The 15,209-nt window shown below is 60.2% G+C and carries 12 protein-coding genes; all 12 read left to right on the forward strand.

The features are described 5' to 3' along the window. Positions 1–59 precede the first annotated feature (59 nt). The 12 genes from RBH10_RS03645 to RBH10_RS03700 all read left to right on the forward strand — a co-directional run bounded on the left by RBH10_RS03645 (position 60) and on the right by RBH10_RS03700 (position 15,084). A complete protein-coding gene (locus tag RBH10_RS03645; protein ID WP_281038987.1) occupies positions 60–758 on the forward strand; it encodes a response regulator in 699 nt (232 codons plus the stop codon). Beyond that, a complete protein-coding gene (locus RBH10_RS03650; RefSeq protein WP_281038986.1) occupies positions 755–1,912 on the forward strand; it encodes an ATP-binding protein in 1,158 nt (385 codons plus the stop codon). Before RBH10_RS03645 ends, RBH10_RS03650 begins: the two co-directional genes overlap by 4 nt. A gap of 253 nt (positions 1,913–2,165) precedes the next feature. Continuing rightward, on the forward strand, positions 2,166–3,194 hold the full coding sequence (locus RBH10_RS03655) for a ketopantoate reductase family protein (protein WP_281038985.1): 1,029 nt from the start codon (positions 2,166–2,168) through the stop codon (positions 3,192–3,194). A gap of 49 nt (positions 3,195–3,243) precedes the next feature. Continuing rightward, positions 3,244–3,822 (forward strand): TetR/AcrR family transcriptional regulator, encoded by a 579-nt coding sequence (locus RBH10_RS03660; RefSeq protein ID WP_281038984.1) that lies wholly within the window; start codon positions 3,244–3,246, stop codon positions 3,820–3,822. Further along, entirely contained in the window at positions 3,819–4,421 is a 603-nt protein-coding gene (locus RBH10_RS03665) for a 2-hydroxychromene-2-carboxylate isomerase (protein WP_281038983.1), read from the forward strand. Before RBH10_RS03660 ends, RBH10_RS03665 begins: the two co-directional genes overlap by 4 nt. 121 nt (positions 4,422–4,542) lie before the next feature. Next, entirely contained in the window at positions 4,543–5,949 is a 1,407-nt protein-coding gene (locus tag RBH10_RS03670; protein ID WP_281038982.1) for an FAD-binding oxidoreductase, read from the forward strand. Positions 5,950–5,967: 18 nt separating this feature from the next. Continuing rightward, complete coding sequence (locus tag RBH10_RS03675) at positions 5,968–8,277, forward strand: molybdopterin guanine dinucleotide-containing S/N-oxide reductase (protein ID WP_281038981.1); 2,310 nt, start codon at positions 5,968–5,970, stop codon at positions 8,275–8,277. A 483-nt stretch (positions 8,278–8,760) separates the two neighbouring features. Continuing rightward, positions 8,761–10,410, forward strand: coding sequence for an ABC transporter substrate-binding protein (locus RBH10_RS03680; protein WP_306180421.1), 1,650 nt, complete (start codon positions 8,761–8,763; stop codon positions 10,408–10,410). Positions 10,411–10,446: 36 nt separating this feature from the next. Further along, a complete protein-coding gene (locus RBH10_RS03685) occupies positions 10,447–11,451 on the forward strand; it encodes an ABC transporter permease (RefSeq protein WP_281038979.1) in 1,005 nt (334 codons plus the stop codon). Continuing rightward, positions 11,448–12,296, forward strand: coding sequence for an ABC transporter permease (locus RBH10_RS03690; protein WP_281038978.1), 849 nt, complete (start codon positions 11,448–11,450; stop codon positions 12,294–12,296). Before RBH10_RS03685 ends, RBH10_RS03690 begins: the two co-directional genes overlap by 4 nt. Next, positions 12,275–14,008 (forward strand): ABC transporter ATP-binding protein, encoded by a 1,734-nt coding sequence (locus RBH10_RS03695; RefSeq protein ID WP_281038977.1) that lies wholly within the window; start codon positions 12,275–12,277, stop codon positions 14,006–14,008. The genes RBH10_RS03690 and RBH10_RS03695 overlap by 22 nt, the downstream gene beginning before the upstream one ends. Next, the gene (locus tag RBH10_RS03700) at positions 14,005–15,084 is read left to right on the forward strand and encodes an LLM class flavin-dependent oxidoreductase (protein ID WP_281038976.1); all 1,080 of its coding nucleotides are present in this window, start codon (positions 14,005–14,007) and stop codon (positions 15,082–15,084) included. Before RBH10_RS03695 ends, RBH10_RS03700 begins: the two co-directional genes overlap by 4 nt. Positions 15,085–15,209: the final 125 nt, after the last annotated feature.

Genomic DNA, 15,209 nt, shown 5'->3' on the forward strand with positions numbered 1-15,209 from the left:
GTGTCGGCTTAGCGTCCCGGCAATAAAACGGGTAACATTAGTGAATTCGCAGGGTTAGCATGGACAAAGGGCTCATTCTCATCGTTGAAGACGATCCTGATATCATGCAGATTCTGGACGCCTATCTCATTCGCGATGGATACAGAACCGTAAGAGCCGGGGATGGGGAAACGGCGGTAACGCATTTCTCCATGTTGAGACCGGATCTCATTCTTCTCGACATCGGGCTACCGAAGCTCGATGGCATCGATGTGCTGACGCGCATCCGGCGGGAGCGTGATACGCCGATCATCATGGTCACCGCCCTTGCCGAGGATATGGACAAGCTGACCGGTCTGCGCCTGGGTGCCGACGATTACATCGTCAAGCCTTTCAACCCGCAGGAAATGGTCGCCCGGGTGAATGCCGTTCTAAAACGCTCGCGTCAGCCGACTGGCAGCGGGATCCTGCGTTTCGGCGCCATCGAAATAGATACCGAAGCTTACATCGCGGCTGTGTGCAACGATACGGGACGAACCGTTCTGCCGTTGACGCTCAGCGAATTCAGAATTCTTGCCCATATGACGCGTCGCCCCACCTATGCCTTTCAGCGGGCCGATCTTCTGGATGCCTGCCTGCCGGAAAGCGATGCGCTGGCACGCACGGTCGATACGCACATCGCCAATCTGCGTAAAAAACTGACGGATCACGGTGCTGGCGGTTATCTGGTGTCGGTGCGCAGCATCGGCTACCGACTTGCCAGGGAGCAGACATCATGAGGTTCCGGCGGCTCCGCCTGCGCACGATGACGGCGATCACAATCACCACAATGCTCATCTTTGCGGTTGCGTTGGTCTATTTCGGCGTTTCCTGGTATTCGGACACCATTGAGGAGCGCGTCCTTGCCGAACTGTCGCCTGATGCCGCCAAGGCTTTCTCGGATATTGACCGGGGCGTGATGCCGGATCAGCGCCAGCTTCAGGCCCTTATCGAGGTTTTACCGGGCCTTGAGGACCAGGCAGATAGCGAACTTCTCAAATCGGTGTTCCTCTTCGGATTGCTCGGTGTCTTCCTGTGCAGCTTGCTTGGTTATTTCATCTCCCGGCGCATTGCAGCACCTCTCGGCGAGCTTGCAGATGCCGCGCGACGCATGGCGACCGGCGACTTCAGCGGAGGCGCAAAGATCAAGGCGAGCCGCATCGCCGAAGTCGCATTTCTGGTCGACAGTTTCGAGACTTTGACGCAGGAGCTTCAGATGATGGAGCGCCGGTTGAAGTTCAACACCATGGCGGTGGCCCACGAGCTGCGCACCCCGCTGACCATCCTGCAAGGCCGTTTGCACGGCATTGCCGATGACGTCTTTCCGCTCGACAAGCAGGCCATTCGCCACCTCATCGGCCATGTGGAGGGGCTTGCGCGTCTTGTCGATGATCTGCGGACGCTTTCGCTGGCGGAAACCAACAGCCTCGTTACGGAGATGCGGCCACTTGATCTCGCTACCGAATGCGCGGCCGTGGCGGAGGCGGCGCGACCTCTTCTCGAAGAGGCAGGAATTCGTCTCGATATGTCGCTGCAGACGGCTCCCATTAGCGGCGACCCTCAACGCCTTCAACAGCTGCTGCTCATCCTGATGGACAATGTCCGCCGCTATGCGGCGAGCGGAAAGAGCCTCTTCTGCTCAACCGGTATCCGGGAGGGACGCCCCTTCATAACAATCGAAGACAAAGGTCCGGGCTTCCCCCCGGGCATCGAGGCGCACGGCATCGAACTCTTCTGGCGGACAGAGCCGTCACGCGCCCGCAAGACCGGTGGCACGGGCCTCGGCCTGTCGATTGCCCGCGCCATCGCCCGGGCGCATGACAGCGATTTGCAGATAGGCCCACGCCAGGATGGCGGAGCCGTCGTGACGGTTCTCTTCAAGGCTGCCACCTGAAAAATCCCGGCGGGTTTGCACCCGCTGCCCGCCCGCTGACAGTGCGCGCTGTTGGAAGCCCATCGGGTTTTCCCCGCGCCATGACTACTGTCGGGAATGAGGTGATCGCAAAACTTCCCTACGCCAAATTATTTTCTATAAAATAGATAGAAAAAGAACGACCTGTCTTTCTTGAAGCGCTCCTCATGCCTAGTTTAGCTGTCATCATTGACCGCCGTTAGGCAACATCGGCTCGACTGAATTGGAGGAAAAGGTGACACGATACGTTATCATCGGCGCAGGCGCGGTCGGCGCAAGCCTTGCCGCACAGTTCGAGCTTACCGGCATCAAATATGCTCTGGTTGGGCGTGGCACACAAATCGTTTCCATCATCAAACAGGGTCTGAGCTACCAGCGCCCCTCGGGCACGCGACAGATAAGGCTGAATGCCTTCGATGTGTCAGAACCGCCCAAACTGACGCTCGACGATATCCTGCTATTGACCGTCAAAACCCAGGATGCGGCAGCCACGCTGGCGGACTGGTCGTGGCGTGAGGTATCGGGCACAGATGGTGTAACGGCCGCTCAATTGCCGGTGGTTACCTTTCAGAACGGTCTGGCGACTGAAGCGCTGGCGCTTAGAACCTTCGCCAATGTCTATGGCGCCAGCATTCTGACCCCCGCCCGGTTTACGCAAACGGGCGCGGTTGCCGCGGCCGGCGATCCGCAGGTCGGCGTGGTCACCATCGGGCGTTTCCCAGCCGGTTCCGATAAAACGGCAAAGGAGATTGCCGCAGACCTCACCCGCGCCAATTATCTTGCGGAAACCAGCAACGATATCCGCCGCTGGAAATCGGCAAAACTGCTTCACAATGTTCGCAATGTGCTGGATCTGTTCGAAGGGGAGGACGATCTGCGGACTTCGATCGCCGAAGCGCTGGTCAGTGAAGCTCGTCAGACACTTGAGGTAGCCGGCTATAATCTCGCCTCTCATTCTGAACGGACCGTCGATATTTCAGGCTGGAGCATCGCTCAAAACAGCGGCATCGAGCCCGGCCAGCAATCGACCTGGCAGAGCTTTGCCCGGGGCGCCTCCAGCGAGGTCGATTTTCTCAACGGTGAAATCGTGCTGCTCGGCCGTCTGCACAGCATCGCGACGCCTTACAACGAGGCCGTCCAAGCTCTTGCCGGCAGGCTGGCGCATCAGGGCGGCTTCTCGAAGGCGCTGCCGCTTGACGCGATCCGGTCTCTTGTCGGCCAGCTCCGTGATCGCGACACAACCGGTCTTGCCGCCGCGCAATGATGCGTGCGGGCTATTCTTCCCATGAAAACCACCAGACTGAAGCGATAAGATGAGAGAAGCCATACCAGACCAGATCCTCACCGCCGCCGGTGCGCTATTTTACAACGAGGGTATCCGGGCAGTCGGGATCGATCGCATCATTGAAGAAGCGAAGGTCGCAAAAGCCACTCTCTATCGCCATTTTCCGTCCAAAGATCACCTCGTCGCCGCCTATCTTCAGGACCGCCACGACCGCGTCATTCGCTCGCTGCAGGATGTTCTGACCGCGACGACGGATCCGAGGGATCAGCTCCGGGTGATTTTCGAGCGGCTTTACGAGAAGGCGGACAGCCCCGAATTCAGAGGTTGCGCCTTTGCTCTCGCGGTCGCCGAACACGGCGATTCCGAACGGGTCGTCACCGTGGCCCGAACCCATAAGAGGATGGTGCGGGACATTTTCGAAGCCGTCATGTCGAAGGCCGGCGTGCGGCCGGATCAGGCGGCATCTCATCTTTCGCTTCTTTACGAGGGCGCACTTGCCACGGTCGCGGTTGGGCGCGATCCGCATGCCGTTCTCATCGCCCGGGACTGTGCGCTCTCGGTATTCGATCTCGCAACCGGCCAGACATCCGCAGGAGACAAGGCATGACAAAGACCATCGACTATTTCTTCGGCATCGGCTCCCCCTGGGCCTTCCTCGGCCTGGAACCTTTCGCCGCGCTTGCCGGTGAGCAGAACGCCACGATCCGCCCCTATGTCATACCGCTGATCGAGGATAATGGCGCGATCTATTCGCGCAATCGGCCGGAGGCGCGCCGTGCTTACTGGACCAAGGATTTGAAACGGTGGGCAGCACTACGTGGCAAGTCGCTGAACTTCGATAACCGCGCTGCCCTTTCCGATCCCACGCCTGCGGGCTCCATGGTCATTGCTGCCATCGAGGCCGGCGAAGACTGGCTGAAGCTGACTAAGGCGCTTCAGGAAGCCTTCTGGGAACGTGGCGAAGACATCGGCAACGCTGGCGTCCGCCGTGCAATCGCGGACAAAGCCGGTTTCGACGGCGCGGCATTGGACGAACGCGGCGGAAGCGACACTGTCGCGGCCATCCGCTCCGCCAATTACGAGGCCGCCAAAACGGCCGGCGTGTTCGGGCTTCCGACATTCCGTTACGAGGACGAGCTTTATTGGGGGCAGGACAGCCTGCCCTTCCTCGAACGCCATCTCAAGGGCGAAAAACTGGTCGCCTGATCCTTACCGAAAACCGTGCGCTCGTTGCCTCATGCCTGCGCCCGGTTTGCGGCTCTCTCCGGACTGTTCTTGTGGAGTTTCCCATGTTTCTTTTCCCGCCGGCACCACGTGGAGCCCTGCGATGAGCGCGTTATCTTCCGCTCTTTCAGAAGCTTTGCGTAATCGTTTCGGCGAACGTTTTTCCACAGCGCAGGCATTGCGGGAACAGCACGGCCGTGGCGAATCCCATCATACGCCTGCTGTCCCCGATGCCGTCGTTTTTGCCGAAAGCACGGATGATGTGGCGGAAACCGTTCGGCTTTGTGCAGCCGAAGGTGTTCCCGTCATCGCCTTCGGCACCGGCACCTCGCTCGAAGGCCATCTGACGGCCGTGCGCGGTGGCGTTTCGGTCGATTTGTCACGCATGTCGACGATCGTCCGCATTAGCGCCGAGGACCTCGACTGCACGGTGGAGGCCGGCGTCACGCGCGAACAATTGAACACGCATCTACGCGACATTGGCCTGTTCTTTCCGATCGATCCGGGCGCCAACGCCTCCATCGGCGGCATGGCCGCAACACGCGCCTCCGGCACCAATGCCGTGCGTTATGGCACCATGCGTGAAAACGTGCTGTCGCTGACGGTCGTTTTGCCCAATGGACAGGTGATCCGCACCGGCGGGCGGGCGCGTAAATCCTCGGCGGGCTATGATTTGACGCGGCTCTTCGTCGGCTCGGAGGGGACGCTTGGCATCATCACGGAAGTGACGTTGCGACTTTATGGAATTCCCGAAACCATCTCGGCAGCGCTCTGCTCATTCGAAAGTGTCGAACAGGCAGTTGCCGCAGCCATCGCGGTGGTGCAGCTCGGCATTCCCGTCGCCAGAATGGAATTGATGGACCGTGGCCTGATTGCAGCCGTCAACGCCTATTCCAATCTTTCCCTCAAGATCGAAGACACACTCGCCTTCGAGTTCCACGGCTCGCCGGCCGGCGTGAAGGAACAGGTCGAAATGGTCGCCGCTATCGTGGACGATAATGGCGGCAGGGATTTCGAATGGGCGAATGCGCCGGAAGACCGCAATCGCCTGTGGAAGGCGCGTCACAATGCATTTTACGCCGTGGTTTCACAGCGCCCGAATGCCAAGGGCTGGTCCTCCGATGTCTGCGTGCCCGTCTCTGAACTGAGCGGTTGCATCGTCAGGACCCGTGAATTGCTGCGAGACTGCAGTGTGCCCGCCGCAATTCTCGGCCACGTGGGTGATGGCAATTATCATGTGGTCTTCGCTGTCGACCCCGCAAACCAGACCGAACTCGATGAGGTGGCTGCGATCAACAAGAAGATGGTGCAACACGCCATCTCGGTCGGCGGCACCTGCACCGGCGAGCACGGGGTCGGCACCGGCAAGATCGCTTATCTGCGACAGGAACACGGCGATGCGTTGGACCTCATGGCCGTCATCAAAAACGCCATCGATCCGGCCGGCATCATGAATCCGGGTAAAATTCTGCCGAGCCCAGACTCGCGCAGCCGCCAAGAAACACATTGATCGCACTGGATTTCGCAGATGGACACTTACAAGACCCACAGCTCTCACTGGGGTGCGTTTTCCGGCCGCTACAGTGACGGCAAGTTGGATATCCGTCCACATCCCGGCGATCCGCACCCTTCGCCCTTGCTTGGCAATCTACCGGCGGTCGCCGATAGTTCCGCCCGTATCCGGCGCCCGGCAATCCGGCGTGGCTGGCTTGAGGGAAAACCCGGCAACGCGCAAATGCGTGGGGTGGACGACTATGTGGAAGTCAGCTGGCCGCAGGCGACAGACCTCGTCGCAAAAGAGCTTCAGCGCGTTTACGCCGAATACGGCCCGCGAGCCGTGTTCGGCGGGTCTTATGGCTGGTCGAGCGCCGGGCGTTTCCATCACGCGCAAAGCCAGGTTCATCGCTTTTTGAATGTGCTTGGCGGATATGTGCGCTCCGTCAACACCTACTCCTCCGGCGCGGCAATGGTCATCATTCCGCATGTGCTCGGACCTTACGATCATTTCGACCGCAAGAGCGTTACCTGGGATGCAATCGAGCGCAGCAGCGAATTGATCGTCGCCTTCGGTGGCATGGCGATCAAGAACACGGATGTGCATGGCGGCGGCAACAGCGTGCATGTCGTACCGCAGAAGCTGCATAGCGCACGCGCACGCGGCGCGCGCTTCGTGCTCATCAGCCCGCTGAAGGACGATTTCCCGAAGGAGCTGAACGCGGAATGGCTGCCGATCACACCCGGCACCGATGTTGCGCTGATGCTCGGCCTTGCGCATGTTCTCGTCACCGAGCGCCTGCATGATCGCGCATTTCTTGACCGCTATACCGTCGGTTATCAACGTTTCGAGGACTATCTGCTGGGCCGGACCGACGGCGTCGCAAAAAGCCCCGAATGGGCATCCGGCATTTGCGGCATCGACACCGACGCGATCAGAAGACTCTCCCGCGCCATGGCGGGCGCAAGGACATTGATCACCGTCAGCCATTCACTTCAGCGCGCCGATTATGGCGAACAACCCGTATGGCTGGGTATCGTGCTGGCCGCCATGCTCGGGCAGATCGGCCTCGACGGCGGCGGATATTCCTATTCCCTCGGCGCTTTGGGCAATGTCGGCAAAAACCTGCTTGCCGTTCCCCTGCCGACACTTAACCAGTTCAAAAACCCGGTGGCAGATTTCATTCCGGTCGCACGCATCGCTGATATGCTACTCAATTCGGGCGAGGAATATCACTACAACGGCCAAAGGATGCACTATCCCGATATCCGCTTGGTTTACTGGGCGGGTGGCAACCCATTCCACCACCATCAGGATATCAACCGGCTGCGGGCAGCTTTCAGACGGCCGGAGACTATCATCGTCCACGAGACCGCATGGACATCGTCGGCGCGGCACGCCGATATCGTGCTGCCGGCGACAACGACGCTGGAACGCGACGATATTGGCGCCGCCGACCGCGATCCCCTGATGATCGCGATGAAAAAGCTGATCGAGCCGGTTGGCGAGGCGCGCGACGACTATGAAATCTTCTCCGAGATCGCACGCCGCCTCGGCAAATTTGAAACCTTCACCGAAAACCGCAGCAGCCGGGAATGGCTTGCCTTCCTCTACGAAACGACACGCGAAGCGCTTGCCGCAGGTGGGCACGAGGCTCCCGATTTCGAGACATTCTGGCAGCGTGGAGAGATAAGTCTGCCGCTGAAGCCGGATGATGGCGGGCCGGCGCGGGCGTTCCGGAACGATCCTTCCGCCTTTCCGCTAAAGACGCCGTCCGGCAAAATCGAAATCTTCTCCGAGACGATCGAAGGTTTCGGCTATGATGATTGCGGCGGCCATCCACAATGGTATCCCGGCAGGACGAAATCGGAAGACGAAGCGCTCTATCCGTTGCATCTGGTCTGCAACCAGCCGCATCAGCGTCTGCACAGCCAGCTCGACTATGGCGCTTTCAGCCGCTCCACCAAGATCAAGGGCCGGGAGCCAGTGCGCATCAACCCCGAAGATGCCGCCCGCCGTGGCATTGCCGATGGCGACATCGTCCGGCTGTTCAACAGCCGCGGCAGTTGCCTTGCCGCAGCTGTTCTGAGCACGGATGTGCGCCACGGCGTGATGCAGCTGGCAACAGGCGCGTGGTTCGAACCGCATGACCCGCAGGCAGAGCATACCATGTGCATTCACGGCAATCCGAACATCCTGACGCGCGACATCGGCACCTCGAAACTGGCGCAGGGTTCAACCGGGCAGATCACCAGAGTGGAAGTCGAGCGTTTTGTCGGAGAAGCACCGCCGGTGCGGATTTTCGAAAAGATGACGTTTGCAAAAGCGGTAACGGGGCGGTGATTGTCTCCGCCTGCTCTACCCACGGCCGCGGTGTTCCGGCACTGACCGAAAATGCCCACCGGCGGGCATAACGAGCCCCGGAAAAGCTGATCCTACCACCTTCGGAAACCGTGACAAAATAATCCATTAATTCGATAGAAAAAGAACAACTGGTCTTTCTCCTTTCGACCACCCTGCTACGTTAGGTGCCACGATCCGAATATCAAAAACAAAGGGACCGCGTCATGACCGCACGATGTATCAGCAAGCACGGCCTGCGATCGAATGAGCCGGCAAAGGCTGAGCAGTAACGGCGACGCCGTAACGCCGGCCTGAGCCTCCAAGAGGCAATGCAGGCACATCTATCCCGATTTCAGAACATTTGAACCACCGGCAGGCTACCGTGTGAACGCCTTCCCGTGTCCGCAATCGACAGGCGTGGAGCGACGGTGGTCCCTGAAATCACAAAGACAAGACACAACTCGACCAATCAGGATTTTTTTAATGACTATAAGGTCTTCATTCTTTTCTTTCTCCCGACGGGGTCTGCTGACAACCACTCTCGCAGGTGCATTCGCGCTTCTGACGGCGGTGGGGCCTGCACCGGTTCAGGCGGCCGACAGCCCGCGCAACGGTGGTGACATCACCTTCCTCATCGATTCACTCGGTGATACCTGGATCCCGAACAACAGCGCCATCTCCAGCTTTCAGGGCCATATCTGGGGCCATGTGACCGACAAGCTGCTTTATGTCGATGCCGACGGTAAGGTCAGCCCCTGGCTTGCCGAGCGCTGGGAACAGAACGACAAGGCCACTGAGTTCACGCTTCACCTCAAAAGCGGCGTGACCTTCTCCGATGGCACGCCGCTGGATGCGGCGGCGGTCGTTGCCAATCTCGACATCTGGTATGCCGGACGCAAGGCCGAAGGCATCAACCCGATCGGTCTCTTCCCCAAGACCTACGACCATGCAGAAGCGGTTGATGCGACCACGGTAAAGGTCTTCTTCAAGAAACCGACGCTCGGCTTTATTCCCACGCTTGGCTACCACGGCTCGATCCTGATTTCCCCGAAGACCATCGCCCAGCCGGCAACCCAGCAGGCGGACCTCAGCAAGACTTCCGGCAGCGGTCCCTATGTGGTCGGATCCTGGAAGGAGGGCGATTACGTCAAGCTGGTCAAGCGCAAGGATTATAACTGGGGTCCGGCAGCCGTTGGCCATACCGGCCCGGCCTTCCTCGACACCATCACCTACAAGCTGGTGTCGGAACCGTCCCTGCGTGTCGCCTCAGTCCAGTCCGGTCAGGCCGATGTCGCCTACAATGCTTCGCCCCAAGAGTTGAAGTCGCTGCACGAGGAGGGCTTTACCGTCGCGACGCCGCGCTATCTCGGCTTCGTCAATGGCTGGGCCGTCAACACCAAGCTTCCCCCCTATGATGACGTGAAGGTTCGTCAGGCACTTCAGACCGGCATAAACCGTCAGGAAATCATCGACACTGTCTACACACCGGACTGGAAGCTCGCCACGTCCTTCATCCAGAGCAACGTGCCGGGCGCGACCGACCATAGCAGTCTCCTCGCCTATGATCCCGCAAAGGCTGAAAAGCTGCTCGATGAGGCTGGCTGGGTGAAGGGCGCCGATGGCATCCGGACCAAAGACGGCAAACCGCTGACGCTGACAATCCACTCCAATCCCTATCTCGCGACATCGAAGTCGGTCGATGAACTCATCGCCCAGCAGCTCGGCAAGCTCGGTTGGAAAGTCGCCATCCGCGCCTACGACGTCGTGACCTTTGGCGAAAAGGTGAAGTTCGGTGGCGCGGCCGTGCCAACCTATGAGGTGACGCGCAGCTTCATCGATGCAGGCACCGTCGCCAGCATTCTCACCAACGCCAACAACGGCGAGAACTGGTTCGCCCTTGATGATCGCGACACAACGCTCAACGGACTGCGCGACAAAATCGCCGGCGCCGGCTCGGTCGACGAACGCAGCCCGCTTCTCGATGAGCTGCAGAAATACGTGCTCGAGCAGGGCTATTTCATTCCGAGAACGCAGATCGTGCAGCGGATCTACGTGCAGTCCCCGAAGCTGAAGGGCGAAGTGTATAACGGCGTGGCTTATGCCAGCTACTACACCGCCTCCATCAGCGACTAACGCGCACAATCGAGCAACGTGAAGGAGGTCACCGGCATGAGCAATGCCTACCTAACCTACGCCGCAAAGCGGCTTGGCCAGGCGGTCGTCGTCATACTGCTGGCCTATGTCTTCACCTTCGTGGTCGTCAGCATTCTGCCTGGCGACCCGATCACCAGCGTGCTGCGCAACCCGCAAAACGGGTTCACGGAGCAGGAGATCACGGAAATCATTGCAGCGCAGGGTCTGGACAAACCGATTATCGTGCAGCTCTGGTCGTCTCTATCAGGTTTTCTGACCGGTGATCTGGGCATGTCTATGCGCTCCAACCGGCCCGTGGCGACCCTGATTGCCGAGGTGCTGCCCTCGACGCTGATCCTTGCATCCACGGGACTGGCTGTCGCCCTGTTTCTGGCGATGGCGGTTGCCTACGGAACCCAGGTCGTACCAAAACGCTACGGCCAGGGTCTGTTACGTGGTTTCCCGTCACTGTTTCTATCGACGCCGAATTTCGTGATTGGCCTGATACTCATCCATCTCTTCGGCTTTCAGCTGCGTCTTTTCCGCGTCATCGAGCCCGATAGCTTCTGGGCAACACTGTTTGCAGCAATCACAATCGGAATTCCGTTTTCCGCACAAATCGCCGAGGTGCTTATCGCAAACCTCGACAAGGAGGCGGAACAGGAATACGCGGCGGTCGCCCGTAGCCGTGGCATCGGACAGGCGCAACTGTTTGCAAAGCATCTGCTCAAGCCGGCCTCGTTGCCTGTCGTCACCGTCATCGCCATTACCGTCGGTGAACTGCTTGGCAATTCACTGATTACCGAGTCGGTCTTCGGGCGTACCGGTCTCGGCAGTCTGGTGCAGCGCTCCGTGAGCACGCAGGACCTGCCTGTCCTGCAAGCGATCGTTTCTCTCGGAGCCGTGGTCTTCGTACTCGTCAACCTGATCGCCGATCTTCTCTATCCCTTGCTCGATCCACGCGTGCAAATTCTCGGCGCGCAAAAGCCTCGCTCGACCATCGCCGAGGAACCCTCCACCACCAAGGCGGTGACACCATGACTTTCGCCTCAAACGCCTCCCTGCCGGGCGCCAACCCTGCAAACCGGCTGGCAGCACTGCGAATACCACTGACCGTCGCTTTGTCCTTCGCCATTATCGCGCTGGTAATCGCCTGGTCGCTAGCGCCCGGCCTGTTTACCAACCACAGCCCGGTCATCGGGGTGCCGGCGGACAAATTGCTCGGCCCAAGTCTCGCGCACTGGTTCGGCACCGACCACCTCGGCCGCGACGTCTACGCACGCGTCGTCTACGGCACGTCCTCTTCCGTCTCTAGCGCATTGGTCGCGGTCGTCATCGGCGTCTTCGCCGGTGGTCTCATCGGACTTATGGCGGGTTTTCTCGGCGGTTGGGTCGATATTGTCCTTGCCCGGCTGGTCGACGTACTCCTGGCAATTCCAAAATTTCTGCTGGCGGTGATTGTCGTCACCGCCATCGGCTTCGAGACCATAAATGCCGCCATCGCCACCGGCGTCTCGGCGGTGGCGGTCTTTGCCCGCGTCACGCGTGCGGAGGTCATCAAGACCAGACAGGCGACATTCGTGGAGGCCTCGTTCCTGCTCGGCGGCTCGCGCTGGTTCATTCTTCTGCGCCACGTTCTGCCCAACGCCTCACGCTCGGTGCTGCCGCTTGCCGTGTTGCAATTCGGCGAGTCGATCCTTGTGATCGCAAGCCTTGCCTTTCTCGGATACGGCGACCCGCCGCCCTCCTCCGACTGGGGTCTGCTGATCTCGATCGGCAAGGATTACCTCAAATGGCCGTGGCTGGTATACGCCCCCGCCTTCGTCACAATCGCGACCGTCCTCTCTGTAAACAGGATCAGCCGATGGCTACGCAAGACAGACTGACCACCACTATTGCCCACCCTGTCGCCTTTGCACCCAGAGCGCAGCAGGCTCCCGTCCCGCTTCTTCGGGTCGACGACCTTTCGGTTGCCTATGGGCGGCAAGAGGTCGTCAGCAATGTCAGTTTCGAACTCGGCCGCGGCAAGAGCCTTGCTCTCATCGGCGAGTCCGGTTCAGGCAAATCAACGATCGCCCGCACGGTACTCCGGCTTTTGCCGAGCGGTGGACATGCCACCGGCCGCGTCACCTTCGGCGGTCAGGAGATATTGGCATTGCCGGAGCGCAATTTCCGACCGCTGCGCGGACGCGCCATCGGTTTCGTCCCACAGGACCCCGGCAATTCGCTTAATCCGGTACGAACAATCGGCGTACAGGCGATGGAAGCGGCGGCACTGCTCGATGAGCCCAACAAGGCTATCCGCAAGGCCCTCATTCTCGAGACCTTCGCGCAGGTGGGGTTGGACAATCCGAGCGTCGTCTACGATTCCTATCCGCATCAATTGTCCGGCGGCATGTTGCAACGCGTACTCATCGGTCTTGCGGTTCTGCCGCGTCCGTCGCTGCTGGTCGCGGACGAGCCTACCTCGGCGCTCGATGTGACGATCCAGAAGCGGATTCTCGATCTGCTGTCACGGTTGCAGCACGAGCTGGATATCAGCCTGCTCCTCATCACCCACGATCTGGCAATTGCCGCAGAGCGGGCGGATTCGCTGGTGGTCCTGAAGGGCGGCACCGTTCAGGAAGCCGGAAGCACCGCATCGGTGTTTTCCGCACCGGCCTCCACCTATGCAAGAAAACTGCATGCTGACGTCCCGGCCCTCAATCCGGACCGTTACGCCCGGCTGCGCGACCCGGGTTTCCGCTTCCTGAAGGCCGACGCCACCAAGGCGCCGAAGATCGCGGTTAAAGCCGTCACCAAGAATTTCAGGGTTGGCGACCGGGTGTTGACGGCAGTCAACAACGTATCCTTCAACGTGCCTGCCGGCACCACCCATGCGCTGGTCGGCGAGTCCGGCTCGGGCAAGACGACAACCATCCGGCTGCTACTCGGCCTCGAAGAACCCGACACCGGCTCGATATCGGTAGCCGGCGAAGAGTTGGCCGGACGTTCCCAGGCATCGCTGCGCGCAACCTGGCGTCATCTCCAGTTCGTTTACCAGAACCCGTTCACCTCGCTCGATCCCACCTGGAGTGTCGAACAGCTGGTGCGTGAGCCGCTTGACCGTTTCAAGATCGGAACCCGCGCGGAACGGCTGGAAAATGTGCGCGAGGCTCTGGCCAATGTGGGCTTGAGCGAACATCTGCTCACCCGCAAACCGACGGCCCTTTCGGGCGGCCAGCGCCAGCGCGTGGCCATTGCAAGGGCGCTGGTTCTCAGACCTGATGTGATCGTGCTCGACGAGCCGACCTCCGCGCTCGACGTCAGTGTGCAAGCCGACATTGTCGAAGTGCTGCTTTCGCTGCAGGCGAAGCTTGGCCTGACCTATGTGTTCGTCTCGCATGATCTCGCGCTGGTGCGCCAACTCGCCCACACCGTCTCGGTGATGCAGCGCGGGCGTATCGTCGAACATGGAACCGTCGGCGATATCTTCGACAATCCGCAGCACCCCTATACCGCGTCGCTGCTGGATTCGATCCCGTCAGGTGCAGCCACCATCGCCCGTGTGCCACAGGCCGTGCCCCGGCGGGTTCTCGACAAGGAAAAGATCGCATGACCATCGCCGCACCCATCGATACTGCGTCCACGCCCTTCCGCCCCAAACAGCGGCTCGGCTTCAACACCCGCGTTTCCTTCAACGACGATGCCGGCCCGGCACAGGGCTTACGCGAAGGTATCGAGCTGTTCAAAGCCGCCGAAAAACTGGGTTACCAGTCCGGTTGGGCCTATCAGCGGCATTTCGATCATTATCTGTCCTCGCCGCTGCCGTTCTTTGCCGCCGCCGGCCAGCATACCCGGCATATCACGCTGGGTTCTGCGGTCATTCCCATGCGTTATCAGGATCCGATCCTGCTCGCCGAGGCGGCCGGCACGACCGACCTGCTGATCGACGGGCGGCTGGAACTCGCCATTTCGACAGGCGCAAACGCCACCTTCGATGCCGTGTTCGGCACGGTCGACACCGACGCGCGCACGGAAGCGAGACGCCGTCAGGCGCGTTTCCTCTCGGCAATCGCGAGCGATGTCCTGCACCATGTCGAAGGAGGTCAGGCCAACCCGGAGGGCACGGCACTGCGCGTAACACCGCACAGCCCGACCCTGCGCTCGCGTATTCGGCAGGGTGCGGCCAGCGTCGGTTCGGCGATACAGGCAGCGGAACTCGGCATCGGCCTTATCTCGGGAACCGTCCAGCACGATCAGGCCGAGGGCGAGAGTTTCGGGCATTATCAGGCGCGCATCATCAAGGCTTTCCGCTCCACATGGCGCAAGACATGGGCAACGGAACCGCCGCCGGTTGCCGTCGCCGCCTCCATTCTCGTTGGCCCCACCGCCGAACTGCGGGAAAAATACACCGCCTATGATCTGGAGCGGCGCACCAAGGGTATTGCCGCATCTCGCCCCAAAGGCGCTCTTGAACAGGCAGTCCAACCGGCAGGCTATCAGATTTCGCCTGTCTTTCAGGGCACACCCGATCAGGTACTGGAAGCGGTGTTCAACGATCCGGGCCTCGCAGCCGCCGATGAGGTCGTGCTGTTTTTGCCCCCTGCTTTCGGTCTTGCCGAAAACATCCGGCTGCTGACCGATCTTGCGGAAACCGTAGCACCGAGTCTCGGCTGGTCACCCGCCTCTTAACGACGCGGCGGCATAGACTCGAAGACGGAAACGCGGCAGCGGTTGCTGGTCCTATATCAGAGGCAGTCGCAGGGAATATTTTCTACATATTCCATAGAAAAAGAAAGACCTGTCTTCCTCGTTCC

Origin of the sequence: Rhizobium sp. AN73 (genome assembly GCF_030757975.1) — a bacterium.
Taxonomy (GTDB): Bacteria; Pseudomonadota; Alphaproteobacteria; order Rhizobiales; family Rhizobiaceae; genus Agrobacterium; species Agrobacterium arsenijevicii.

Coding starts and splice junctions, on each gene's coding strand:
- RBH10_RS03645 (WP_281038987.1), top strand. CDS start 60: ATGGACAAAGGGCTCATTCTCATCGTTGAAGACGATCCTGATATCATG.
- RBH10_RS03650 (WP_281038986.1), top strand. CDS start 755: ATGAGGTTCCGGCGGCTCCGCCTGCGCACGATGACGGCGATCACAATC.
- RBH10_RS03660 (WP_281038984.1), top strand. CDS start 3,244: ATGAGAGAAGCCATACCAGACCAGATCCTCACCGCCGCCGGTGCGCTA.
- RBH10_RS03665 (WP_281038983.1), top strand. CDS start 3,819: ATGACAAAGACCATCGACTATTTCTTCGGCATCGGCTCCCCCTGGGCC.
- RBH10_RS03670 (WP_281038982.1), top strand. CDS start 4,543: ATGAGCGCGTTATCTTCCGCTCTTTCAGAAGCTTTGCGTAATCGTTTC.
- RBH10_RS03675 (WP_281038981.1), top strand. CDS start 5,968: ATGGACACTTACAAGACCCACAGCTCTCACTGGGGTGCGTTTTCCGGC.
- RBH10_RS03680 (WP_306180421.1), top strand. CDS start 8,761: ATGACTATAAGGTCTTCATTCTTTTCTTTCTCCCGACGGGGTCTGCTG.
- RBH10_RS03685 (WP_281038979.1), top strand. CDS start 10,447: ATGAGCAATGCCTACCTAACCTACGCCGCAAAGCGGCTTGGCCAGGCG.
- RBH10_RS03690 (WP_281038978.1), top strand. CDS start 11,448: ATGACTTTCGCCTCAAACGCCTCCCTGCCGGGCGCCAACCCTGCAAAC.
- RBH10_RS03695 (WP_281038977.1), top strand. CDS start 12,275: ATGGCTACGCAAGACAGACTGACCACCACTATTGCCCACCCTGTCGCC.
- RBH10_RS03700 (WP_281038976.1), top strand. CDS start 14,005: ATGACCATCGCCGCACCCATCGATACTGCGTCCACGCCCTTCCGCCCC.